Genomic DNA, 22,595 nt, shown 5'->3' with positions numbered 1-22,595 from the left:
ACACTGTAGCGCAAAACTGCGCACGGTCGTGTCAAGCCGGTGTGGGGCGTCGGGCGTCATCGCCGCGGGGCCAGGGCGCGCGCGCTCAGCAACGCCAGCGCGCACACGGCCGTCAGCAGCCCGAACGTCTCGGCAAACGCGGCCAGCCGGGCATCGGCCAGCGCCGCGCTGCCGGCGTCCAGCGTGGCGCCGTGGGCGCTGAGGCGCCATTCCAGGAACACCCCGCACACACTCACCCCGGTGGCGCCGCCCAGCATCCGCAGTACGTTGATGGCGCTGGAACCCTGCGCCAACGCCGGTGCCGGCAGGCCGCGCATCGCCCCCAGGTTCAGCGACGGCAGCACAAACCCCAGGCCGACGCGCCCCAGCACCGCCAGCAGCGCCAGCACCAGCAGCGGCGTGCCCTGACCGACCAGCCCAAAGGCGGCGAATGAGGCCGTCAGCAGCGCCAAGCCCACAGTGACCAAGCGGTGGGCTGGCTGGCGGTCGGCCAAGCGGCCCACGACGGCGATGGTCAGCGCCAGCACCAACCCCGCCGGGAGCAGCAACGTGCCCACGTAGGCCGCAGGCAGGCCAAGGCCGAGCTGCAGGTACACCGGAAACAGGTAGGTGGATCCAAACAGGGCCGTGCCGTAGATCAGCGACACCACGCTGCCGGCGGCAAACGCGCGGTGCGTGAACACGCCCAGGTGCATCAGCGGTTGCGGCGAACCGAGGCGGGCGCGGCGGCGTTGCCAAGCCACGAACGCGGCCAGCCATGCGGCGGCGGCCACCAACAACGTTGCCGCCTGCGCCGGTGGCCCGCCGTGCAGCCCGGCCAAGCCCAGCAGCATGGCCAGGGTGGCCGCCGAGGCCAACGCCAGCCCGACCACGTCCAGCGGCAGCCCCGGTTGCGCCGGCACGCCGCCGGGCGCAGTCACCGGCACGTAGCGCCGCGCCAGCCACCACGACAGCAGGCCAAACGGCACCACGAGGAAAAAAATCGAGCGCCAGCCCAGCGCCTGCACCAGCACGCCGCCGACGCTGGGGCCCAGCGCCGGGGCCAGCACCACGCCCATGCCGAACAGCCCGCTGGCGCGTCCCTGCTCGTGGGGCTCGAACGCGCGCAGGATGATGACGGCCGGGATCGGCTGCACGATGCCGGCAGCCACCCCTTCGGCCAGCCGCGCGGCCAGCACCAGCGCGTAGTGGTCGGCCAGTCCCCCCACGACCCCACCGGCCACCAGCACCGCCATGCACAGCACGTAGGTGCGCCGAAAACCAAACCGCGCCAGCATCCACGGCGTGGTCAACATCGCCACCACCGATGCTGCCATGAACCCCGAGGTGACCCATTGCGCCTGATCCTGCCCGAGGTGAAAGTGGTGGCTCAGGTCGGGAATGGCGACGTTGACCACGGTGGAGGACACCAACGCCGCCATCGCACCGATCATCACCGACAGCAGCAACCGCCAGCGGTAGCGCGGCCCGTAGCGCGCACGCAGCGCCTGCAGGCTGCCGGGCGGGTGGTGGGTCGGGGGTGGGGCGCTGGTCAGGCTCACACCGGCATCGTAGCGGCTTCTACAATGCCGGCATGAGCTTTGTTGACATGCTGCTGCGCGCCGAGGCGCGCCACCGCTCGCGCCTGTGCGTGGGGCTCGATCCGGACCCGGGTCGGCTGCCGGGCCGCTGGCGCGGCGACGCGGCGCATCTGTACGATTTTTGTGCCGCCATTGTGGACGCCACCGCCGACCTGGTGTGTGCCTACAAGCCGCAGATCGCCTACTTTGCGGCCTGCGGCGCCGAGGATCAGCTCGAGCGGCTGATGGCGCACATCCGCGTCACAGCGCCCGAGGTGCCGATCATCCTCGACGCCAAGCGTGGTGACATCGGCAGCACAGCCGAGCAGTACGCGCGCGAGGCGTTCGAGCGCTACGGCGCCGACGCGGTGACGCTGTCGCCGTTGATGGGCTTCGATTCCATCGAGCCGTACCTGCGCTACCCGGGCAAGGGGGTGTTTTTGCTGTGCCGCACCAGCAACCCCGGCGGCGACGACCTGCAGGCGCAGCGGCTGGCCGACGTGCCGGGCCAGCCGCGGCTGTACGAACACATTGCCACGCTGGCCCAGGGGCCGTGGAACCGCAATGGTCAGATGGGCCTGGTGGTGGGCGCGACGTACCCGTCCGAGATTGAGCGTGTACGGGCGCTGGCGCCCACCGTGCCGCTGCTGATCCCCGGCGTCGGCGCCCAGGGGGGGGATGCCGCCACCACGGTGCGCGCCGGTTGGCGTGGGGATGCCGAAGGCCGCACCACCGGGCCGGTGGTCGTCAACTCGTCGCGTGCCATTTTGTACGCCAGCGGGGGCGAGGACTTCGCCACCGTCGCGCGCGCCGAGGCCGAGCGCACGCGCGCGGCGCTGTGGCTGGCGCCGGCCTGACCCCGCCGCTTAGGCTCCGCAGCGGCGCGTCGGGGGCGTGGCCTGTGGCGGTGTTGGTCCGGCCGGGCTGCAGCGCACCAGCGCCACCGAGATGTTGTCGCGCCCCCCAGCCTCGTTGGCCGCTTGCACAAGGCGCTGCGCGGCCTCGTCCAACGGGCCGTGGGCGCGCAACACGGCGGCGATGGCAGGGTCGTCCAGCGCGTCGGTCAGGCCATCGGTGCACAGCAGCAGGGTGTCGCCAGCGGCCAGATCGAACTCGGCCACGTCGGCCCACAGCATCGGCCCCACCCCGACCGCGCGCGTGACCAGGTTGCGGTAGCCGGCGGCGCGCGCCAGCTCCGGTGGCAACAGGCCGGCGTCGATGTGCTGCTGCACCAGCGAATGGTCGCGCGTCAGCTGCACCAGCTGCCCCTGGCGCAGCCGGTACAGGCGCGAGTCCCCAACGTGCGCCACCACCGCGTGGGCGTTCGGGCTGAGCAGCACCGCCACGACGGTCGTGGCCATGCCGCGCTGGGCGGGGTGTTGTTGGGCGTGCGCCCACACCGTGTGGTTGGCTGAGCCAAGGGCGTCTTGCAACCGCTGCGCCGCCGGGGCATCGGTGGGCGCATGCATGAGCGCAGTGCGCACGCCGTCGCAGCACAGGCGGCTGGCCACTTCGCCGGCGTTGTAGCCCCCCACGCCATCGGCCACCACGACCAAACCCAGCGCGGGTTCGATCAGCACGGCGTCTTCGTTGTTGTCGCGCACCCGCCCCGGGTCCGAGGCGCAGGCGTACTGGAACGTCAGGAAGGCGGCGGGCGTCGGCATCGTGGCCCGCAGTGTAGCGTGGGCGCCGGCCAGCCGGCCGCAACAACAAGCCCCGCCGCGGCGGGGCTGTCACAGGGGCGCAGCCGGCGCATGGCGCAGTGCCTTACAGCAGGCTTTTCAGCAGCTTGCCCATCTCGGACGGGTTGCGCGTGACCTTGAAGCCGCACTCCTCCATGATGGCGAGCTTGGCTTCGGCGGTGTCGGCGCCGCCCGAAATCAGCGCCCCGGCGTGGCCCATGCGCTTGCCCGGGGGTGCGGTGACGCCAGCGATGAAGCCGACCACGGGCTTTTTCATGTTGTCCTTGCACCAGCGCGCGGCTTCGGCCTCGTCCGGACCGCCGATTTCACCGATCATGATGACGGCGTCCGTGTCGGGGTCGTCGTTGAACATCTTCATCACGTCGATGTGCTTGAGGCCGTTGATCGGGTCACCGCCGATGCCTACCGCCGAGCTTTGGCCCAAGCCCAGCTCGGTCAGCTGCGCCACGGCCTCGTAGGTCAGCGTGCCCGAGCGCGACACCACGCCGATGCGACCCTTGCGGTGGATGTGGCCGGGCATGATGCCGATCTTGATCTCGTCGGGCGTGATCAGGCCCGGGCAGTTGGGGCCCAGCAGCAGGGTTTTCTTGCCGCCGGCGGCCTCCTTGGCCTTCATCTTGTTGCGCACCATCAGCATGTCGCGCACGGGAATGCCCTCGGTGATGCACACCACCAGGTCCAGGTCGGCTTCGACCGCCTCCCAAATGGCGTCGGCGGCGCCGACGGGCGGCACGTAAATCACGCTGACGGTGGCGCCGGTGGCTTCCTTGGCTTCGCGCACGCTGGCGTAGATGGGAATGCCCTCGAAGTCCTCACCGGCCTTCTTGGGGTTGACGCCAGCGACGAAGCAGTGTTTGCCGTTGGCGTAGTCGCGGCACATGCGCGTGTGGAACTGGCCGGTCTTGCCCGTGATGCCTTGGGTGATGACCTTGGTGTTCTTGTCGATCAGGATGGACATGGTGTGCAACTCCGAACGCTTCACTTGGCCCCAGCGGCCGCGGCGACCACCTTTTGCGCCGCTTCGGCCATCGTGTCGGCGCTGATGATGGGCAGGCCGGATTCGGCCAACATCTTTTTGCCCAGGTCTTCGTTGGTGCCCTTCATGCGCACCACCAGCGGCACCTTCAGGCCGACTGCGCGTGCCGCGGCGATGACGCCTTCGGCGATGACGTCGCAGCGCATGATGCCGCCAAAGATGTTGACCAGGATGGCCTTGACGTTGGGGTTGCGCAGCATGATCTTGAAGGCCTCGGTGACCTTCTCGGTGGTGGCGCCGCCGCCGACGTCGAGGAAGTTGGCCGGTTCACCGCCAAACAGCTTGATGGTGTCCATCGTGGCCATGGCCAGACCGGCGCCGTTGACCAAGCAGCCGATGTTGCCGTCCAGGCTGATGTAGGCCAGGTCGTATTTGCTGGCCTCGACCTCGGCCGGGTCTTCTTCGTCGAGGTCGCGCAGCGCCACGATTTCGGGGTGACGGAACAGCGCGTTGGAGTCGAAGTTGAACTTGGCGTCCAGCGCGATCAGGTTGCCTTTGCTGTCGCGGTTGAGCGGGTTGATCTCGAGCAGCGAGGCGTCCGTCTCCATGTAGCAGCGGTACAGGTTTTTGAACAACGGCACCGCTTGCTGGGCCGTGTGGCCTTCCATACCGATGCCCTGCGCCAGTTGCAGTGCTTGCTCATCGGTCAGACCCACCAGCGGGTCGATGAAAATCTTGACGATTTTGTCGGGCGTCTTGGCGGCCACCTCCTCGATGTCCATGCCGCCTTCGCTGGAGGCGATCATGGCCACCTTCTGCGTGGCGCGGTCGGTCAGCACCGAGACGTAGTACTCCTTGCCGATGTCGGCGCCCTCTTCGATGTACAACCGGCGCACCTTTTGGCCTTCGGGGCCGGTTTGGTGCGTCACCAGCTGCATGTCCAGCATCTTGCTGGCGAGTTCGCGCACCTCGTCGAGGCTGCGCGCGAGCTTGACACCACCGCCTTTGCCACGTCCGCCTGCGTGGATCTGGGCCTTGACGACCCACACCGGGCCGCCCAGTTTTTGGGCGGCTTCCACCGCCTCTTGCACCGTGAACGCCGGGATGCCACGCGGCACCGGCACACCGTATTGACGCAAGATGTCCTTGCCTTGGTACTCGTGAATCTTCATGGGAGTCGAGGTCCGTTGGGGGGCAAACGGCAAAACTGTATCATGGTGCGCTGCACCAACCTGAAACGACGCTGACATGCCTGGGCACCGTCGCGCGCCGCGATGGTACGCCCATGCGCAAGGCAGCTTCCCCCGGGGGTATTCTCATGCACCGCATCTTCATCGACGGCGAGGCCGGCACCACCGGGCTGCAGATCCGCCAACGGCTGCAAGCCATCGCCGGCCTGGAGCTGCTGGCCATCGCGCCCGATCAGCGCAAAGATCCGCAGGCCAAGCGCGCGTTGATGGCGCAGGCCGATCTGGTCATCCTGTGCCTGCACGACGATGCGGCGCGCGAGTCGGTGGCGATGATCGATGCGGTGCGCGCCGACCGCGGGCGCGCGCCGCGCGTCATCGACGCGTCCACCGCGCACCGGGTGGCGCCGGGGTGGGTGTACGGCTTCGCCGAACTCGCGCCCGGGCAGGCCGAGGCCATCCGCAACGCCGACCGTGTGGCCAACCCTGGCTGCTACGCCACCGGCGCCATCGCGCTGATCCGACCGTTGGTCGAGGCCGGCTTGGTGCCGCCCGACCACCCGCTGTGCCTGCCCAGCGTCAGCGGCTACACGGGCGGGGGGCGCGCGATGATCGAGGCCTACGAGTCGGGCCAGGCGCCTGCGTTCGAGCTGTACGCGCTGGGCCTGAACCACAAGCACCTGCCGGAGATCATGGCCTACGCCGGCCTGCGTCGCCGCCCGCTGTTCGTGCCGTCGGTGGGCAACTTTGCGCAGGGCATGCTGGTGCAACTGCCGCTGCACCTGGACACCCTGCCGGGTACGGTGCGGGCGCCAGACCTGCACGAGGCGCTGGCGGCGCACTACGCCGGCAGCACCTGGGTGCGCGTGCTGCCGCCCAGCGAAGACGGCAAGCTCGACGCCGTCGCGCTGGCGGGGCAGGATCACCTGGAGCTGCGCGTGTACGGCAACGAGCAACACCGTCACGCGGTGCTGGTGGCGCGGCTGGACAACCTGGGCAAAGGCGCCAGCGGCGCGGCGGTGCAAAACCTGCGCTTGATGCTGGGGGTCTGAGGCCGCGGTGGCCATCAGGCGTCGATCAGCACCCCTGCAGCAACGCGTGCGGCCCCGCTGGCGCACAGCTCGTCGATCAAGCCGCGCAGCCAGACGTCGAAAGGCGGCTGGCCGCCGTCAGCGGCGTGCAGCCGCACCAGGTAGGGCACCTCGCGCGCCCAGCCCAGCACGTCGGCCAACGGGCGACGTTGCCACTGCAGTAGCTTGAACTTGAGCAGCACCTTGAGGCCGTGGCGACGGTGGCGCGCGGGGTCGGCGCGAAACGCCTGCAGGCGCTGCCGCGCAACCTCCAGGGCGGCGGCCACCGGGGCGGCGGGCCCGGGCCCGCGATGCAAGGCGTCGCCAAACGGGCTGCCGTGGCCGGGGATGACGATGCACGGCGCCAGCGCTTCGATGACGTTGAGCGTGGCGGCCACGGCGTCGAAGCCCGGCTCGCCGTCCAGCTCCGGAAAGACCACGCCAAAGCCGTGTTGCCACAGCGCGTCGCCGCTGATCAGCGTGCGTGAGTCCGGCTCGAACAGCATCACGGCGTCGGTGTCGTGCCCGGGGGCGGCGTGCACCTGCCAGTCGTGGTTGCCCAGCGGCACCGTGGAGCCGGGTGGCAGCACGGCGTCGAAGCGAAAGCGCGCGCAGCACTGCCCGGTGGCGCGGTAGCTCAGGCGCGCTTCGTCCCACACACGCACGGCCTCGGCTTGCCCGGGGGGGATGGCCGTGTGCACCCCCGGGTAGCGTGCCTGCAGCGCGGCGTTGCCACCGCAGTGGTCGCTGTGCAGGTGGGTGTTGAGCAGCCGCTGCAAGGGGCGTCCGCCCAGCGCGTGCTCGACCAGCGCCAGCGTCTGCGCCGCGTGGGTGACGTAGCCGCTGTCCACCAGCGCCGTGCCGTGCGCGCCGTCGAACACGATGTTGTTGGCCGACAACCAGCCGCGCTCCAGCACGCGCACACCGGGGGGCAGGGCAAGGCTAGGCATCGCGGTGGCTCAGGCGGTGGCTGCCGTACCGCTCGTGGGCGTCGCCGCGGGCGGAGCTGGCGCATCGGCGGGTGCGCACACCACGCGATCGCGGCCGTGCGTGTCGTTGATGCGCTTGAAGTGGTCCAGGTCCAGCATCAGCGGCGTCAGCGGCGCCCCCTGACGCCGCTGGCGCAGCACCTCGTGCAGCGCCGCGTTCCACCACGCTGCCCGCGTCATGGCGCCGGTGAGGCTGTCGTGCGAGGCCAGTTCGCGCATGTGCTGCTGCAAGCGCTGCTGCGACAGCAGCACGAATCCGATACCCTTGCCCAGCAGCGCACGGTTTTGCCGCGAGACGTGCTGCAACACCACCGAGGTCAGCACCCCGATGGCGCCCAGCAGCACCAACGCCCGCAAATCCAGCTCGCCCATGGCCACCCTATCCAACGCGTCCAGTGCCGCCAGTGTAGCGCGCAGGCCGTGCGGATCAAGCCTTGCCGCGCAGCTCGCGGCGCAGGATCTTGCCGACATTGCTCTTCGGCAGCTCTTCGCGGAATTCGATGTATTTCGGGCGTTTGTAGCCGGTGAGGTTGTCGTGGCAAAAGCGCATCACCTGCTCTTCGGTCAGCGTGGGGTCGCTGCGCACGACGTACAGCTTGACCGCCTCGCCGGAGTGGGGGTCGGGCACACCCACCGCCGCGCACTCCAGCACGCCGGGGCAGGTGGACACGACGTTGTCGATCTCGGTGGGGTACACGTTGAAGCCCGAGACGATGATCATATCCTTCTTGCGGTCGACGATGCGGATGTAGCCGCGCTCGTCCATGATGCCAATGTCGCCCGTGCGCATGTAGCCGTCGGCGGTGAAGACGCTGGCTGTTTCGTCCGGGCGGTTGTAGTAGCCGCGCATGACGTTGGGGCCGCGGATGCAGATTTCGCCGGCGGTGCCCGGTGGCAGGTCGCGCCCGTCGTCGTCCTTGATGGCGATCTCCACGCTGGGCAGCGGCAGGCCGATGGTGCCCGAAAATTCGGTGGCGGTGACCGGGTTGTTGGTGCCGATGGCGCAGGTTTCGCTCATCCCCCAGCCCTCGATCATCGTGCAGCCGGTGACCTTTTTCCACTGGCGCGCCGTGCCCTCGGACGCCGCCATGCCCCCGGCCTGCGACAGCACGAGGTTGGAAAAATCAAGCTGCCGAAAGCGTGCGTTGGCCAGCAGCCCGTTGAACAGCGTGTTGACCGCGGGCAGCACGTGGAACGGGCGGCTCTTGAGCACTTCGACGAATTTGGGGATGTCGCGCGGGTTGGGGATCAGCGTGGCGTGTGCTCCTTGGCGCATCACCAGCAGCATTAGCGTCAGCGCAAAGATGTGGTACAGCGGCAGCGCCATGATGTGGTTGGTGCGCCGCGCATCGCCCACCTTATCCAGTGCGGGCTGGAACCACGCTTCGGCCTGCAAAATGGCGGCCACGATGTTGCCGTGGGTCAGGATCGCGCCTTTGGACAGGCCGGTGGTGCCCCCGGTGTACTGCAAAAAGGCGATGCTGTCGCGGTTGACCTGCGCGGGCTTGAGGGTGAGCGCCTCGCCCTGGCGCAAGGCGCGGTGGAACGACACGATGGTGCGCGGTCCGCGCGGGCCCTGCAGCGGCAGCTTGAACGCCGGCACCAGCTTGGCCACGTGGCGAACCAGAAACGTCATCCAACGGCCGTACCAGGGGCCAAGCAGATCCCCAAAGCTGGCCACCACCACGTGCTCTATCGGGCTGCGGTCGATGACTTCCTGCAGCGTGTGGGCAAAGTTTTCCAGGATGACGATAGCCTGCGCGCCGCTGTCGTCGAGCTGGTGCTCCAGTTCGCGAGCGGTGTACAGTGGGTTGACGTTGACGCAGGTGTAGCCGGCGCGCAGCACGGCGGCCATCGTGACCAGGAATTGCGGCAGGTTGGGCAGCATGATGGCCACACGGGCCCCGGCCGGCAGCCCCAGCGACTGCAGGTACGCGCCCAGCGCGGTGCTGAGGCGGTCCAGCTCACCGTAGGTCATCCAGTGGTCCATGCACACCGACACAGGGTCGTGCGCGCTGCGCCGAAACGCCTGCTCCAGCAGCTCCACCAGCGAGGTGTATTGGGTCGGGTCGATGTCGGCGGGCACGCCGCTGGGGTAGCTTTGCAGCCAGATTTTTTCCATGGCATCATGTCAAAAGGCGAGGGGATCTTGGAATTGTGGCCGCTGGCTGGGCCGGGCTGCCTAGGGGATGCCCGTACAAGTTGTCGCACGCGGCACATCTGGGGTGGTTGTTGGTCTGGCTGTTGCCGCGCCCAGCCGATCGGATACTAGGGAAAACCCTTAACCCTACGGCGCGTTTCGCGTATAGTCCAGGTCATGTCCGCTGCGCCTGTCGCCCCCGCCACCGCCCGCCCGAGCGCTCCCCCGCGGCGTGACGCCGGTGTGCCGATTCGCACCCTCAGCGCCGATGACCGCGACGTGATCGTGGCCCACTTGCTGGCGCTGGAGCCACGCGACCGCTACCTGCGCTTTGGCTACGCGGCGCAGGATGAACACATTCGGCGTTACGTCGAGTCGATCCGCTTCGGCATCGACGATGTGTTTGGCATTTTCAACCGGCGCCTGCAACTGATCGCGATGGCCCACCTGGCCTACATGGTCACCCCCGGAAGGGGCAGTGACGCGGCGGAGTTTGGGGTCAGCGTCAGCCGCCATGCGCGGGGGCGCGGCTATGGACACCGGTTGTTCGCGCGCGCCATCCTGCATGCGCGCAACCACGGTGTGCATCGGCTGTACATCCATGCGCTGAGCGAAAACGCCCCGATGCTGCACATTGCCCGCTCAGCCGGCGCCACCGTCGTGCAGCAGGCGGGCGAGAGCGAATGTCACCTCGAGCTGCCGCCAGCGGATTTCGACTCGCACCTGATCGAGTTGCTGCAAGAAGAAGTGGCACGCGCGGACTACGGTCTGAAGGCCTTGCGAGGAGCATGGCATCGCGTGGCGCGCTGGTGGGCGCGGCTGCTGCAGGGGTGACGGCTGCCCACGGCGGGCGCTGCCCTGCGCGTAGGGCAGCGCTACACTGCCCCCATGGCCGAAAAGCAATTCAACACCGCCGGCCCCAGCAAGCCGGAGCTGCACTACCTACTGGATCCGCTGGAGCGGGTGGATTTGCAAGAGATCGAAGCGCTGATCGAAGCGCAGCGCTACTTCGTGCTGCACGCCCCGCGCCAGACTGGTAAAACCACCGTGCTGCTGGCGCTGATGCAACACCTCAACACCCACGGCAGGTACCGGGCGCTGTACGCCAACATCGAAACCGCGCAAGCCGCGCGCGGCAACGTCGAGCGTGGCATCCAAGCCGCCTGCAGCGCCATCGCCCGCAGCGCCCAGGTCTACCTGGGCGACGCTCGGCTCGATGACTGGCTGCTGCGTGGCGAGGGCCGTGCCATTGAAGCCGAAGAAAAACTCTCCCGCCTGCTGGCGCACTGGAGCCAACTCGACCCCGCGCACCCCGCAGTGCTGCTGCTCGATGAGGTCGACGCGTTGGTGGGCGACACGCTCATTTCGCTGCTGCGCCAAATCCGCGCCGGCTACGCGCAGCGCCCGCAGGCTTTTCCGCAAACCGTGGTGCTGTGCGGTGTGCGCGAAGAGCGTGTGCACCGCGTCATCAGCCGCTTGCTGGCCAGCGAGCATTCTGATGACACGTTGCCCACCGACGACGTGGAGTACGTGGCTGACCTTGGCCTCATCACCACCCGCCCGCAGCTGCGCATTGCCAACCGCATCTACCGTGAGGTCATCCCGCGCGAGCTGACCTGGACGCGGCAAATCACCATCGCGCACGAGCAGGCCTGGTACCTCACGCCTGAGCGCCGGCTCGACATGCCCAAGCTGCTGGCGGCGTTTCAGCAGTTCTTCCGCGAAAACGCCGACGCCTGGATCGAGCGCTTTCAGTACAAGGAAGCTGGCCCACAGCTGCTGCTGCAGGCGTTTTTGCAGCGCATCGTCAACGGCGGTCGGCGCATCAGCCGCGAATATGGCTTGGGGCGGCGGCGCACCGACCTCTTGATCGAGTGGCCGATCGACGAAGCGCAGGGGCTGCTGGGGCCGCTGCAGCGGGTGGTGCTGGAGCTCAAGATCGTGCACAAGAGCCTGGAGGCCACGCTGCACGAGGGGCTGGCCCAGACGGCGCAGTACGCCGACCACTGCGGCGCGGATGAGGCGCACCTGATCGTCTTTGACCGCCGGCCGGGTATCCCATGGGACGACAAGATCTGGCAGCGCACCGAGCAAGTCGGCAGCCGCACGGTGGGGGTGTGGGGGATGTGACGGGGCTGGTGTATGCTTGCCCCATCGCAACTCCTGTCCACCGTCCGTGGCTGACCCTGAACCTGCCCATGAACGCGACCCCGTGCGCGGCCGCCACGATGACAAGCGCACGTTTTTGCAGCGCCTGGTCGAATTTTTGCACCCGGGGCCTGACTCGCGCGCCGAGCTGATCGAAGCGCTGGCCGAGGCCGAAGACAACGACGTTATCGGTGCCGAGTCGCGCGTGATGTTGGAGGGCGTGCTGCGCATCGCCGACATGACCGCGCGCGACGTCATGGTGGCCGCGCCACGCATGGACGCGCTGGATATCCAGGCGCCATACCCGGAGCTGCTCAACACCGTCATCGACACCGGGCATTCGCGTTTTCCGGTGTACGACGGCGAGCGTGACAACATCATTGGCATTTTGCTGGCCAAAGACCTGCTCAAGCTGCAGCGCGCGCCGGAGCTCAACCTGCGCGCGTTGCTGCGTCCGGCGGTGTTTGTGCCCGAGACCAAGCCGCTCAACGATTTGCTGCGCGACTTCCGGGCCAACCGCAACCACCTGGCCATCGTCATTGACGAGTTCGGCCGGGTCGCAGGGCTGGTCACGATCGAAGACGTGCTGGAAGAAATCGTCGGTGACATCGAAGATGAGTTTGACGCCGACGACGAACCCGACGGTGACATTTTTGCGCTGGCCGATGGGACATGGCGGGTCAGCGGCGACACGCCGCTGGAGCGCGTCAACGCCTGGTTTCAGGTGCACCTGCCCGAGGGCGAGTTCGAAACCATCGGCGGCTACGTGGCGCACGCCATGGGCCGCGTGCCGCGCCGCGGCGAAACGTTTCAGGTCGAAGGCCTGACGCTGACCGTGCAGCACGCGCGTGGTGGCGCAGTGCGCTGGTTCAAGGTGACGCGCACGCCCGCGTCGGCATGAGCACGCGCGGGCACGCCACGGTGGCTGGGGCGGTGCTGGCGGTGGCCGCCGCGCTGGGGGTGTTGCAGGCTTGGGCGTTGGCGTGGCCGTGGCCAGTGGGGGTGGGGCCATGGTTGCGTCCCGGCGAGCCGGCGGCCTGGCTGGCGCTGCTGGCGCATGCCGGCGCGGTGGCCTGTGTGGTGCGGGCGCGCAGCGGCCGTGCGGTGCTGGCCCGCGTGCTGGCGTGGGCCAGCGCGTGGCTGGCCGCCACGTTTGGGTGGCTGTACATCTCGATGCATGTGTACGGCGGCATGCCGGGTTCGCTGGCCGCGGTGGCGGTGGCGGCGCTGGCGCTGTTTCTGGCGCTGGACTACGCGGCGGCCGCCTGGGTTTGGTGGCGCTGGCGGCCGCTGGCGCCGTGGGCGGCGGCGCTGGCTTGGGCCGCGGCGTGGACGCTGGCCGAGCTGGCGCGTGGGGTGCTGTGGACCGGCTTCCCCTGGGGGGCGCTCGGTTACACACAGGTGGACGCGTTGGGTTGGGCCGCGCCTTGGGTGGGAGTGTACGGCCTGGGGCTCGTCACGGCGGCGCTGGCGGCGTGGCTGGCGCTGGCGCGCGGGGCGTGGCGGTGGGCCGCAGCGGCGCTTTGCGTGCTGCTGTGGGGTTGGCCCGGCCTGGGCGCGTGGGTGCAGCAGCGGCTGCCCGACGCGACGGCTGCGGCGGGCACGCTGCCGGTTCGTCTGCTGCAAGGCGCCATCGCGCAGGACGACAAATTCGACCCTGAGCGCGGCATCGCCGTGGCGCTGCGCTGGTACGGCCAGCAACTCGTCCAAGCTGCGTCCGACGAACGGCTGGCCGGCGGGTTGGTCGTGGCGCCCGAAACCGCCATTCCGCTGCTGCCGCAGGACGTGCCGGCGCACTACTGGCGCGCCTTGCTCGGGCACGTGGGGCAGGGCCATGCAGCGGTGCTGATCGGCTTGCCGCTGGGCAGCTTCGAGCGCGGCTACACCAACTCGGTGGTGGGCTGGCGCCCGGGGCTGTCACTGCCGGCCGACGACGCGGAGCTGCCCACGGCGTTGAGCGCGTACCGCTACGACAAGCACCACCTGGTGCCGTTTGGCGAGTTCATACCGCCGGGTTTTCGTTGGTTCGTGGACCTGATGCGCATGCCGCTGGGGGATTTTGCCCGCGGTGCGCTGCCGCAGCCGCCTCTGGTCTGGGCCGGGCAGCGCATCGCCCCGCACGTGTGCTACGAGGATGTGTTTGGCGAGGAGCTGGCCGCCGCTTTTGCCGACGCGGCCAGCGCGCCGACGGTGCTGGTCAACGTCAGCAACATCGCGTGGTTTGGCGACACGGTGGCCATCGACCAGCACCGCCAGATTGCGCGTGTGCGGGCGCTGGAGTTGGGCCGCCCGATGCTGCGCGCCACCAACACCGGCAGCACCGCCGCCATCGACCACCGTGGCCGGGTGCTGGCCGAGCTGCCGCGTGCGCAACGCGGCGTGCTGGATGTGGTGGTGCAAGGGCGAAGCGGCCTGACGCCGTACGCACGGTGGGCGTCGCGCTGGGGTTTGGCGCCGGTGCTGCTGGCGTCGCTGCTGTTGTGGGGGCTGGCCGGGTTGTTCGGGGGGCGGCGGCGCGCGCCGTAGAATGCGGCGCTTATGCTGACGTTTCAACAGATCATTCTCAAGCTCCAGGCGTACTGGGACGCCCAGGGCTGCGCGCTGCTGCAGCCGTACGACATGGAGGTGGGGGCGGGCACCAGCCACACGGCCACTTTTTTGCGTGCGTTGGGGCCGGAGCCATGGAAAGCGGCTTACGTCCAGCCCAGCCGCCGCCCCAAGGACGGCCGCTACGGCGACAACCCCAACCGGCTGCAGCACTACTACCAGTATCAAGTCGTGCTCAAGCCGGCGCCCAGCAACATTTTGGAGCTGTACCTGGGCAGCCTGCAGGCGTTGGGTTTTGACCTCAAGGCCAATGACATCCGCTTCGTCGAGGACGACTGGGAGAACCCCACCCTGGGCGCCTGGGGTCTGGGCTGGGAGGTCTGGCTGAACGGCATGGAGGTGACGCAGTTCACCTACTTCCAGCAGGTGGGCGGCATCGACTGCCGCCCCATCACCGGCGAGATCACCTACGGGCTGGAGCGCCTGGCCATGTACCTGCAGGGCGTGGAAAACGTCTATGACCTCGTCTACGCCCCGGGGCTGACCTACGGCGACGTGTTCCACCAAAACGAGGTCGAGCAGTCGGCCTACAACTTCGAGCACGCCGACGTGTCGTTTTTGTTCGACGCCTTCGCCGCGCACGAGCGGCAGGCGCAGTACCTGATGCAGCAGCAACTGGCCCTGCCGGCCTACGAACAAGTGCTGAAAGCCGCGCACACCTTCAACCTGCTCGACGCGCGTGGCGCGATCAGCGTGACCGAGCGCGCCGCCTACATCGGGCGCATTCGCAACCTGGCGCGCAGCGTGGCGCAGAGCTACCTGGACAGCCGCGCGCGGCTGGGCTTCCCGATGGCCCCGCGCGCCTGGGCCGACGAAGTGCTGGCGCAACTCGACAAGAAGGGGGCCGCGGCATGACGATCCACACCGCCAACCTGCTGGTGGAGCTGCTGGTCGAAGAACTGCCGCCCAAGGCGCTGCCGCAGCTCGGGGCCGCCTTCGGTCGGGTGCTGGCCGACGCGCTGCGCGACCAAGGGCTGGCCGGCGCCGACGCCGCGCTGACCACCTACGCCACGCCGCGACGGCTGGCCGCGCACCTGACCGAGGTGGCGGCGCGTGCCCAGGACCGTGCCGTGCAACTCAAGCTGATGCCGGTCAGCGTTGGGCTGGACGCGCACGGCCAACCGACGCCGGCGCTGCTGAAAAAACTCGCCACGCTGGGCGTGGACACCGGCGACCACGCGGCGCTGACGGCGCGGCTGCAACGCCAGCACGACGGCAAAGCCGAGCTGCTGTACTGGGACAGCGTGGTGCCCGGCGCCACCTTGGCCGAGGGGCTGCAAAAGGCCCTGGACGAAGCGCTGCGCCGCTTGCCCATCCCCAAGGTCATGACCTACCAGCTGGCCGATGGCTGGCGCAACGTGCACTTCGTGCGCCCGGCGCATGGGTTGGTGGCGTTGCATGGCGACCAGGTTGTGCCGGTGCAGGCGCTGGGCCTGAGCGCGGGCCGTACCACGCGCGGGCACCGCTTCGAAGCCGCGCGCGACCCGATCGAGCTGCCCCACGCCGATGCCTACGCCGAGACGCTGGCGCGCCAAGGCGCCGTTCTGGCCAGCTTCGAGCAGCGCCGCGCCGAGATCCAGCGCCAGTTGGCCGCGGCGGCGGCCCGCGTGGGGGGCGGCTGCCGTCCCATCGATGACGACGCGCTGCTGGACGAAGTCACGGCGCTGGTCGAGCGCCCCAACGTGCTGGTGTGCCAGTTCGATCCGGCCTTCCTGGACGTGCCGCAGGAGTGCCTGATCCTGACGATGAAGGCCAACCAGAAGTACTTCCCGCTGCTGGACGCGCAGGGGCGCCTGACGCACCGCTTCCTGGTGGTCAGCAACATCACGCCGGCCGATCCCAGTGCCGTCATCGGGGGCAACGAACGCGTGGTGCGCCCACGCTTGGCCGATGCCAAGTTCTTCTTCGACCAAGACCGCAAGCGCCCGCTAGAGTCGCGCGTGCTGGGGTTGGCCAAGGTGGTGTACCACAACCAATTGGGCACACAGGGCGAGCGGGTCGAGCGCGTGGGGGCGATTGCGCGCGCCATCGCGGCCAGGCTGGGCGGCGAGGAGCTGGTGCGCCTGGCCGACCGCGCGGCGCTGTTAGCCAAGGCCGACTTGCTGACCGACATGGTCGGCGAGTTCCCCGAGCTGCAAGGCACGATGGGGCGCTACTACGCGCTGCACGACGGCGAAGACCCGCGCGTGGCCGAGGCGATCGAAGACCACTACAAGCCCCGCTTTGCGGGCGACGCGCTGCCGCGCGGCGACGTTGGCGTGGTGCTGGCACTGGCCGACAAACTGGAAACGCTCACCGGCCTGTTTGGCATCGGCCAGCTGCCCAGCGGCGACAAAGACCCGTACGCGCTGCGCCGCCACGCGCTGGGGGTGGTGCGCATGCTGATCGAGCGCGCGCTGCCGCTGCCGTTGCCGGAGCTGCTCGACATCGCGGTGGCCGCTTTCGGCGAGCGCATCCGCGACCCGCGCGCAGCGCTGCGCGACTTCATCGACGACCGGCTGGCCGTCAGCCTGCGCGAGCAGGGTTACCGCCCGCAAGAGGTGGACGCCGTGCTGGCGTTGCGCCCCGCCTTGTTGCACGAGGTACCGCGCCGGCTGGCGGCGGTGCGCGCCTTTGCCGCGCTGCCGGAGGCGGACGCGCTGGCCGCGGCCAACAAGCGCGTCACCAACATCCTGCGCAAGGCCGATGCCGCGGCGGTGGCCGCGCAGGTGGACGTGGCGCTGTTGCGCGAACCCGCCGAGCAGGCGCTGCACCAGGCGCTGCAGGCCGTGCAACCGCTGGCCGAGGCCGCCTACGCCCGCGGCGACTACACCGACAGCCTGCGCCAGTTGGCGGCGCTGAAAGCGCCTGTCGATGCGTTTTTCGACAGCGTCATGGTCAACGCCGACGACACCGCGCTGCGTGCCAACCGACTGGCGCTGTTGGCGGCGCTGCAGCGTGCCATGAACCGCGTGGCCGACCTGGCACGGTTGGCGGTGTAAGGCGCCGGTCTGCAAGGGGAACCTCATGCCTGCCCGCGACGCCCGGCTGCTGGTCATCGACCGCGACGGCACCCTGAGCCGCGACCCCGAGGACTTTGTGCGTGACCCGCAGGACTGGCAGCCGCTGCCCGGCGCGCCCGAGGCGTTGGCGCGCCTGAACGAGGCGGGTTGGCGCATCGTCGTGGCCACCAACCAGCCGGGCCTGGGCCGCGGTGTGTTCGACCTGGCCACCCTCAACGCCGTGCACGCGCAGATGCACCGCCTGCTGGCGCAGGCCGGTGCGCGCGTCGAGGCGGTGTTTTTCTGCCCCCACGCACCCGACGAGGAGTGCGATTGCCGCAAACCCGCGCCGGGTATGCTGCGCGACATCGCGCGCCGCCGGGGGCTGGCGCCGACGCAACTGGTGATGGTGGGCGACTCGCTGCGCGACGTGCAGGCCGGGCTTGCCGCCGGGTGCGAGACCCACCTGGTGCTCACTGGGCAGAGCGTGCACTGGCGGGGTGCGCCACGCCCCCCGGAGCTGCCGCCGTCCGTAGCCGTGCACGACGACCTGGCGGCGCTGGCCGACGCCTTGCTGTCCCGCGACGAACCCGAGGGGGTGCGCCCATGAACGTCGTGCGCTCCTGGCTGCACCTGCTGTTCATGGCCGTGACGGTGGTGCCGTGGGCCACGGCGGCCGTGCTGCTGTCGCCGGTGCTGCCCTCGACGCGGCTGTACTGGTTTTGCATCGTCTGGGTGCGCCTGCAAATCTGGGCGGCACGCTGGCTGCTGGGCATCCGCAACGAGGTGATCGGCTGGGACAACCTGCCGACCGACGCGCGTGCGCCGGCCATTTTGCTCGCCAAGCACCAGTCGACGTGGGAGACGTTCGCGCTGCCGGCCATGATGCCGCACCCGCTGGCCTTTGTGTTCAAGCGCGAGTTGCTGTATATCCCGTTTTTTGGCTGGGCGCTGGGTCGGTTGGACATGATCCACATCGACCGCGCCAAGCGCGCGCAGGCGTTCCAAAAAGTCGTCGAGCAAGGCCGTGCGCTGCTGCAGCGCGGGGTGTGGGTCATCATGTTCCCGGAGGGCACGCGCGTGCCGCGTGGCGCGGTGGGGCAGTACAAAACGGGTGGTGCGCGGCTGGCGGTGGCCACCGGCGTGCCGGTGATCCCGATCGCCATCACGTCCGGGCGTTGCTGGCCGCGGCGCGCCATCGTCAAACGCCCGGGCACGGTGGTGTTTTCGATTGGTAAGCCGATCCCCAGCGTGGGCCGCGACCCCCACGACCTGATGCGCGAGGTGCGCGACTGGATCGAGGCCGAAATGCGCCGCCTGGACCCGGAGGCCTACCGTGAACCCGCGTCACCCGAGCGCCTCGTTGCCTGAGGGGGCGGCGCCGTGGCGCCACCCGGCGGCCAACGCCACCGTGTGGTTGCAGGGCCAGCGCATCGACTGCCGCTTCGAGCGCAGCGCACGGCGCACGATCGGCCTGCAGATTGGCCCGCAGGGCCTGAGCGTGCGGGCGCCGCGCCAAGCCCCGTGGCCGCTGGTCGAGGCCTTTGTGCAGCGCAAGGCACGCTGGGTGTTGCACCACCTGCAGCGGCAGGCCAGCGTGCCGGCCAGCGTCTGGCCCGAACCCACCGAAGCCCTGTTGCAGCAGGCGTGGCGCGACCTGCAGGCGCGTGTTTCGCACTGGGCGCCGCGGTTGGGGGTGCAGCCGCGGCGCGTGCGCCTGTCCAACGCGCGTACGCGCTGGGGCAGCGCCAGCAGCCGCGGCACCATTAGCCTCAACTGGCGTCTGGTGTGCCTGCCGGAGCCGCTGCGCGACTACGTCGTCGTGCACGAGCTGGCCCACCTGCACGAGATGAACCATGGCCCAGCGTTTTGGGCCTGGGTGGCGTCGGTGCTGCCCGACCACGCCGAGCGCCGCGCCGCCCTGCGGCGTCACCGCTTGGTGGTAGGCTAGCCTCCATGAACACGCAAACCAAGTGGGTGCTGGGGGTGGGGGCGGCGGTGGTCGCGCTGGCGCTGGCGGCCGCGCTGGGCGCGCGGGGCACCGCGGTGCGCGCTGTGGCGGTGACGCGCGGCGCCATCACCCAGTCGGTCGTCGCCACCGGGCGCATCGAAGCGCCGGCGCGCATCGACATCGCCGCCGAAGCCACTGGCACCGTGCGCACGGTGCGCGTGCGCGAGGGCGACCGCGTGCGTGCCGGCCAGCCCCTGGTCGAGCTGGTCGACGACGAGGCGCGCGCGGCGTTGGCGCAGGCGCGCGCGCAGCTGGCTGAGGCCCTGCAGCGTCAGCGCGAGCAGGCCAGCGTCACCACCCCGGTGAGCGACCAGGCGCTGGAGCAGGCGCGCGCCAACCTGCGCAACGCCGAGCGCGAGGCCGAGCGGGTGCGGGCCCTGGTGGCGCAGGGCTTTTATCCCCCGCAGCGGCTCGACGAAGCCGAGCGCGTGCTGGCCAACGCGCACAGCGCATGGACGGCGGCGCAGGTGCAGGCCGAAGCCAACCGTGCCGGCGCTGTGGGGCCGGCGCTGGTTCGCACCCGCGTCGAGCAGGCGCACGCGGCCGTGGCGTTGGCGCAAGCGCGGCTTGAGCGCCTGACGCTGCGCGCCCCGATGGACGCGGTCGTGCTGACCCGCACGGTCGAACCGGGCGCGTTGGCCCAGCCGGGGCGCGTGCTGCTGACCTTGGCGGCCGACGGGCCGCCGCGCATCGAAGCGGCCATCGACGAAAAAAACCTGCGGCTGCTCAGCCCCGGCATGGCGGCCCGTGCAGCGACGGATGCCTACCCCGACCAGCCGTTCGACGCCGTGCTGGATTGGGTGGGGCCGGCGGTGGACGCGCAGCGCGGCACGGTGGCGGTGCGGCTGCGAGTGCCGCAGCCGCCGGCCTTTGTGCGGCCGGACATGACGGTGTCGGTGGAGCTGCTGGGCGGCCGGCGCGAGGATGCGTTGCTGTTGCCGGCCACCGCCGTGCGCGACGCCGACCGCGACGCACCCTGGGTGTTGGCGGTGCGTGAGGGACGCGCGGTGCGCGTGCCGGTGACGCTGGGGCTGCGTGGTGTGGGCGTGGTCGAAGTCGCCGACGGGCCGCTGCGCGAAGGCGAGCGCGTCATTCCTCAGACCGAAAAGGCCGCCGAAGGCGAGCGCGTGCGCGTACTGCCTGACGCCGCCGTCCGCCGTGGGCTGGAGGTGCCCGCCGGTGCGTTGGGGCGCTGAGGTGGGGGCGATGGGGGCGCGCTGGCGGATGCGGCGGGCACGCGCAGCGCTGAGCCCGTGGGCGCGCCGCCTGCCGTTCGAGCTGCTGGTGGCGCTGCGTTTTTTGCGCGAAGGGCGCATGCAAAGCGCGCTGATCCTGGCTGGCGTGACCGGTGGCGTGGCGGTGATCGTCTTTCTGACCCAGCTGATCAACCAATTGCAGGACTCGATCATCGACCGCGTGCTGGGCTCCCAGGCGCACGTCGTCATCCGTCCGCCCGAGGAGGTCAACCGTCCCGTCGTCACCGACGCCGCCGTGGCGGCGCGCGTGCAGCCGCGCGAGCAGCGCCTGCGCTCGGTCGACCAGTGGGAGCGCGTGGCCCAACTGGCCGCCGCCACCCCGGAGGTGCTGGCGGTGTCGCCGGTGGCCAGCGGGCCGGCGTTTGCGGTGCGCGGCGCCGGCAACAAAAGCGTGGCGCTGATCGGCATGGTGCCCGATGCCTACAGCCGCGTCGTGCGCATCGACGACAAGATGGTGCGCGGGCGCTTTCAGGTCAGCGGCAGCGAAGCCATCATCGGCACCGAGCTGGCCGCCGACCTCGGCGTGAGCGTGGGCGACAAGCTTCGTTTGCAAGCGGCCAACGGACGGGGCGAGGTGGTCACCGTCACGGGCCTGTTCGACATCGGCAACCGCGACCTCAACCGGCGCTGGGTGTTTGTACCGCTGAAGCTGGCACAAACCCTGCTGGACGTGCCGGGCGGCGTCACCAACCTGGACCTGACCGTCAACGACCTGTTCGGGGCTGACGCCGTGGCGGCCGAGCTGCGCGCCGCCACCGGCTTGACGGTGGAAAGTTGGATGCAGACCAACGCCAGCCTGCTGACCGCGCTGTCCAACCAGACGGTGTCCAACAACCTGATCCGCAGTTTTGTCGTCATCATCGTCGCGCTGGGCATCTCCAGCGTGCTGGTGGTCAGCGTCGTGCAAAAGCAGCGCGAGATCGGCATCCTGCGCGCCATGGGGGCCGGACGGCGGCAGATCATGGCGGTGTTTTTGCTGCAGGGCGGCATCGTGGGGCTGGTCGGCTCCACCCTGGGGGCTGCATTGGCCTACGCGCTGTTGGTGGTGTTTTCGCACGTGTTCAAAAACCCCGGCGGCGGCGGGCCGCTGTTCAACGCCGAGCTCGACCCGCGGTTGGTGCTGTTGGCGGCGCTGGTGGCCTGTGCCGTGGGCCTGTTGGCGGCGCTGATCCCGGCACGGCGCGCGGCGCGCATGGACCCTGTGCAAGCGATCCGATCATGAGCGACCCCCTGGCTCCACCTCCCGCGCGGTCGCCCGAGCAGGGCGACGTGCTGGTGCTGCACGGCATTCGCAAAAGCTACAACGTCGGCACCCCGGTCGAAAACGAAGTCCTGCACGGCATCGACCTGCGGCTGGGGGCGCACGAGTTCGTCGCGCTCACCGGCCCGTCGGGGTCGGGCAAAAGCACGCTGCTCAACGTCATCGGGCTGCTGGAGCGGCCCAGCGCGGGCCGGCTGGTCATCGACGGCCACGACACCGCAGCGCTGGACGAGGCGGCGCTGACCGGCTTGCGCGGCCGCACGATCGGCTTTGTGTTCCAGTACCACCACCTGCTGCCGGCCTTCACCGCACTGGAAAACGTGCTGCTGCCGTCGATCATCGCGCACGGCGTGGCCACCCCGCAGGCCGAAGCGCGCGCCCGCGCGCTGTTGCAGCGCGTGGGGCTGGCGCAGGCCATGGGCAAGCGGCCCGGCGAGCTCTCCGGCGGTATGCAGCAGCGCGTGGCCATCGCACGCGCGCTGGTGTTGCAGCCGCGCTTGATCCTGGCCGACGAACCCACCGGCAACCTCGACACCGCCAGCGCCGACGCCGTGTTTGCGCTGCTGCGCGACTTCAACCGCGAGCACGGCAGCGCCTGCCTGATCGTCACGCACGACCCCCGCCTGGCGGCCCGGTGCGACCGGGTGCTGGAACTGGTCGATGGCCGGTTGGTGGCCGACACGCCGCGCCGGGCTGCGTAGACCCCG

21 protein-coding genes are annotated in these 22,595 nt (G+C 69.8%); 14 read left to right on the top strand and 7 right to left on the bottom strand.

Features of this window, described 5'->3' with window-relative positions; genetic code table 11:
* Nucleotides 1–56 precede the first annotated feature (56 nt).
* Nucleotides 57–1,541: an MFS transporter gene (locus tag Taqua_RS08225; protein ID WP_246094663.1), complete on the bottom strand. Its 1,485-nt coding sequence runs from the start codon at nt 1,539–1,541 to the stop codon at nt 57–59.
* Nucleotides 1,542–1,573: 32 nt separating this feature from the next.
* Between Taqua_RS08225 and pyrF the strand changes: the two genes are divergently transcribed.
* Nucleotides 1,574–2,416, top strand: coding sequence for an orotidine-5'-phosphate decarboxylase (pyrF, locus tag Taqua_RS08220; protein ID WP_144326218.1), 843 nt, complete (start codon nt 1,574–1,576; stop codon nt 2,414–2,416).
* 9 nt (nt 2,417–2,425) lie between these two features.
* On the opposite strand, the gene Taqua_RS08215 is transcribed toward pyrF, so the two are convergent.
* The 3 genes from Taqua_RS08215 to sucC all read right to left on the bottom strand — a co-directional run bounded on the left by Taqua_RS08215 (nt 2,426) and on the right by sucC (nt 5,410).
* Nucleotides 2,426–3,223: a Stp1/IreP family PP2C-type Ser/Thr phosphatase gene (locus Taqua_RS08215; protein WP_144326217.1), complete on the bottom strand. Its 798-nt coding sequence runs from the start codon at nt 3,221–3,223 to the stop codon at nt 2,426–2,428.
* A 103-nt stretch (nt 3,224–3,326) separates the two neighbouring features.
* The gene (sucD, locus tag Taqua_RS08210; protein ID WP_144326216.1) at nt 3,327–4,220 is read right to left on the bottom strand and encodes a succinate--CoA ligase subunit alpha; all 894 of its coding nucleotides are present in this window, start codon (nt 4,218–4,220) and stop codon (nt 3,327–3,329) included.
* Between the two features lie 20 nt (nt 4,221–4,240).
* The gene (gene sucC / locus Taqua_RS08205) at nt 4,241–5,410 is read right to left on the bottom strand and encodes an ADP-forming succinate--CoA ligase subunit beta (protein WP_144326215.1); all 1,170 of its coding nucleotides are present in this window, start codon (nt 5,408–5,410) and stop codon (nt 4,241–4,243) included.
* 146 nt (nt 5,411–5,556) lie between these two features.
* On the opposite strand from sucC, the gene argC reads away from it, so the two are divergent.
* Nucleotides 5,557–6,477, top strand: coding sequence for an N-acetyl-gamma-glutamyl-phosphate reductase (gene argC / locus Taqua_RS08200; protein ID WP_144326214.1), 921 nt, complete (start codon nt 5,557–5,559; stop codon nt 6,475–6,477).
* Nucleotides 6,478–6,491: 14 nt separating this feature from the next.
* On the opposite strand, the gene Taqua_RS08195 is transcribed toward argC, so the two are convergent.
* From Taqua_RS08195 to Taqua_RS08185, 3 genes are read right to left on the bottom strand one after another with little or no spacing between them, the layout of a single operon-like run.
* A complete protein-coding gene (locus Taqua_RS08195; RefSeq protein WP_144326213.1) occupies nt 6,492–7,445 on the bottom strand; it encodes an MBL fold metallo-hydrolase in 954 nt (317 codons plus the stop codon).
* A 9-nt stretch (nt 7,446–7,454) separates the two neighbouring features.
* Nucleotides 7,455–7,856: a GGDEF domain-containing protein gene (locus tag Taqua_RS13720; protein WP_185969585.1), complete on the bottom strand. Its 402-nt coding sequence runs from the start codon at nt 7,854–7,856 to the stop codon at nt 7,455–7,457.
* 55 nt (nt 7,857–7,911) lie between these two features.
* The gene (locus Taqua_RS08185) at nt 7,912–9,606 is read right to left on the bottom strand and encodes an AMP-binding protein (RefSeq protein ID WP_144326211.1); all 1,695 of its coding nucleotides are present in this window, start codon (nt 9,604–9,606) and stop codon (nt 7,912–7,914) included.
* 195 nt (nt 9,607–9,801) lie between these two features.
* Here Taqua_RS08185 and Taqua_RS08180 point away from each other — a divergent pair, with 195 nt between their 5' ends.
* From Taqua_RS08180 to Taqua_RS08125, 12 genes are read left to right on the top strand one after another with little or no spacing between them, the layout of a single operon-like run.
* Nucleotides 9,802–10,458 carry a GNAT family N-acetyltransferase gene (locus Taqua_RS08180; RefSeq protein ID WP_144326210.1) on the top strand — a complete coding sequence of 219 codons (657 nt, stop codon included), beginning with the start codon at nt 9,802–9,804 and terminating at the stop codon, nt 10,456–10,458.
* 54 nt (nt 10,459–10,512) lie between these two features.
* The gene (locus tag Taqua_RS08175) at nt 10,513–11,754 is read left to right on the top strand and encodes an AAA family ATPase (RefSeq protein WP_144326209.1); all 1,242 of its coding nucleotides are present in this window, start codon (nt 10,513–10,515) and stop codon (nt 11,752–11,754) included.
* A gap of 46 nt (nt 11,755–11,800) precedes the next feature.
* Entirely contained in the window at nt 11,801–12,673 is an 873-nt protein-coding gene (locus Taqua_RS08170) for a CorC family transporter (RefSeq protein ID WP_144326208.1), read from the top strand.
* Nucleotides 12,670–14,298 carry an apolipoprotein N-acyltransferase gene (lnt, locus tag Taqua_RS08165; RefSeq protein ID WP_144326207.1) on the top strand — a complete coding sequence of 543 codons (1,629 nt, stop codon included), beginning with the start codon at nt 12,670–12,672 and terminating at the stop codon, nt 14,296–14,298. The genes Taqua_RS08170 and lnt overlap by 4 nt, the downstream gene beginning before the upstream one ends.
* Nucleotides 14,299–14,310: 12 nt before the next feature.
* Nucleotides 14,311–15,234, top strand: coding sequence for a glycine--tRNA ligase subunit alpha (gene glyQ / locus Taqua_RS08160; RefSeq protein WP_144326206.1), 924 nt, complete (start codon nt 14,311–14,313; stop codon nt 15,232–15,234).
* Nucleotides 15,235–15,236: 2 nt separating this feature from the next.
* Nucleotides 15,237–17,360 (top strand): glycine--tRNA ligase subunit beta, encoded by a 2,124-nt coding sequence (gene glyS, locus Taqua_RS08155; RefSeq protein WP_144326230.1) that lies wholly within the window; start codon nt 15,237–15,239, stop codon nt 17,358–17,360.
* Between the two features lie 25 nt (nt 17,361–17,385).
* A complete protein-coding gene (gene gmhB / locus Taqua_RS08150) occupies nt 17,386–17,970 on the top strand; it encodes a D-glycero-beta-D-manno-heptose 1,7-bisphosphate 7-phosphatase (RefSeq protein ID WP_144326205.1) in 585 nt (194 codons plus the stop codon).
* Nucleotides 17,967–18,731 (top strand): lysophospholipid acyltransferase family protein, encoded by a 765-nt coding sequence (locus tag Taqua_RS08145; RefSeq protein ID WP_144326204.1) that lies wholly within the window; start codon nt 17,967–17,969, stop codon nt 18,729–18,731. The genes gmhB and Taqua_RS08145 overlap by 4 nt, the downstream gene beginning before the upstream one ends.
* Complete coding sequence (locus Taqua_RS08140; protein ID WP_144326203.1) at nt 18,697–19,311, top strand: M48 family metallopeptidase; 615 nt, start codon at nt 18,697–18,699, stop codon at nt 19,309–19,311. The genes Taqua_RS08145 and Taqua_RS08140 overlap by 35 nt, the downstream gene beginning before the upstream one ends.
* Nucleotides 19,312–19,316: 5 nt before the next feature.
* Nucleotides 19,317–20,567, top strand: a complete 1,251-nt coding sequence (locus Taqua_RS08135; RefSeq protein ID WP_144326202.1) for an efflux RND transporter periplasmic adaptor subunit — start codon at nt 19,317–19,319, stop codon at nt 20,565–20,567.
* Entirely contained in the window at nt 20,551–21,849 is a 1,299-nt protein-coding gene (locus Taqua_RS08130; protein ID WP_246094662.1) for an ABC transporter permease, read from the top strand. Before Taqua_RS08135 ends, Taqua_RS08130 begins: the two co-directional genes overlap by 17 nt.
* On the top strand, nt 21,846–22,589 hold the full coding sequence (locus tag Taqua_RS08125; RefSeq protein ID WP_144326201.1) for an ABC transporter ATP-binding protein: 744 nt from the start codon (nt 21,846–21,848) through the stop codon (nt 22,587–22,589). The genes Taqua_RS08130 and Taqua_RS08125 overlap by 4 nt, the downstream gene beginning before the upstream one ends.
* Nucleotides 22,590–22,595: the final 6 nt, after the last annotated feature.

The organism is Tepidimonas aquatica (assembly GCF_007556585.1).
GTDB classification, from domain to species: domain Bacteria; phylum Pseudomonadota; class Gammaproteobacteria; order Burkholderiales; family Burkholderiaceae_C; genus Tepidimonas; species Tepidimonas aquatica.
This window is presented reverse-complemented; position numbering and strand designations above follow the sequence as displayed.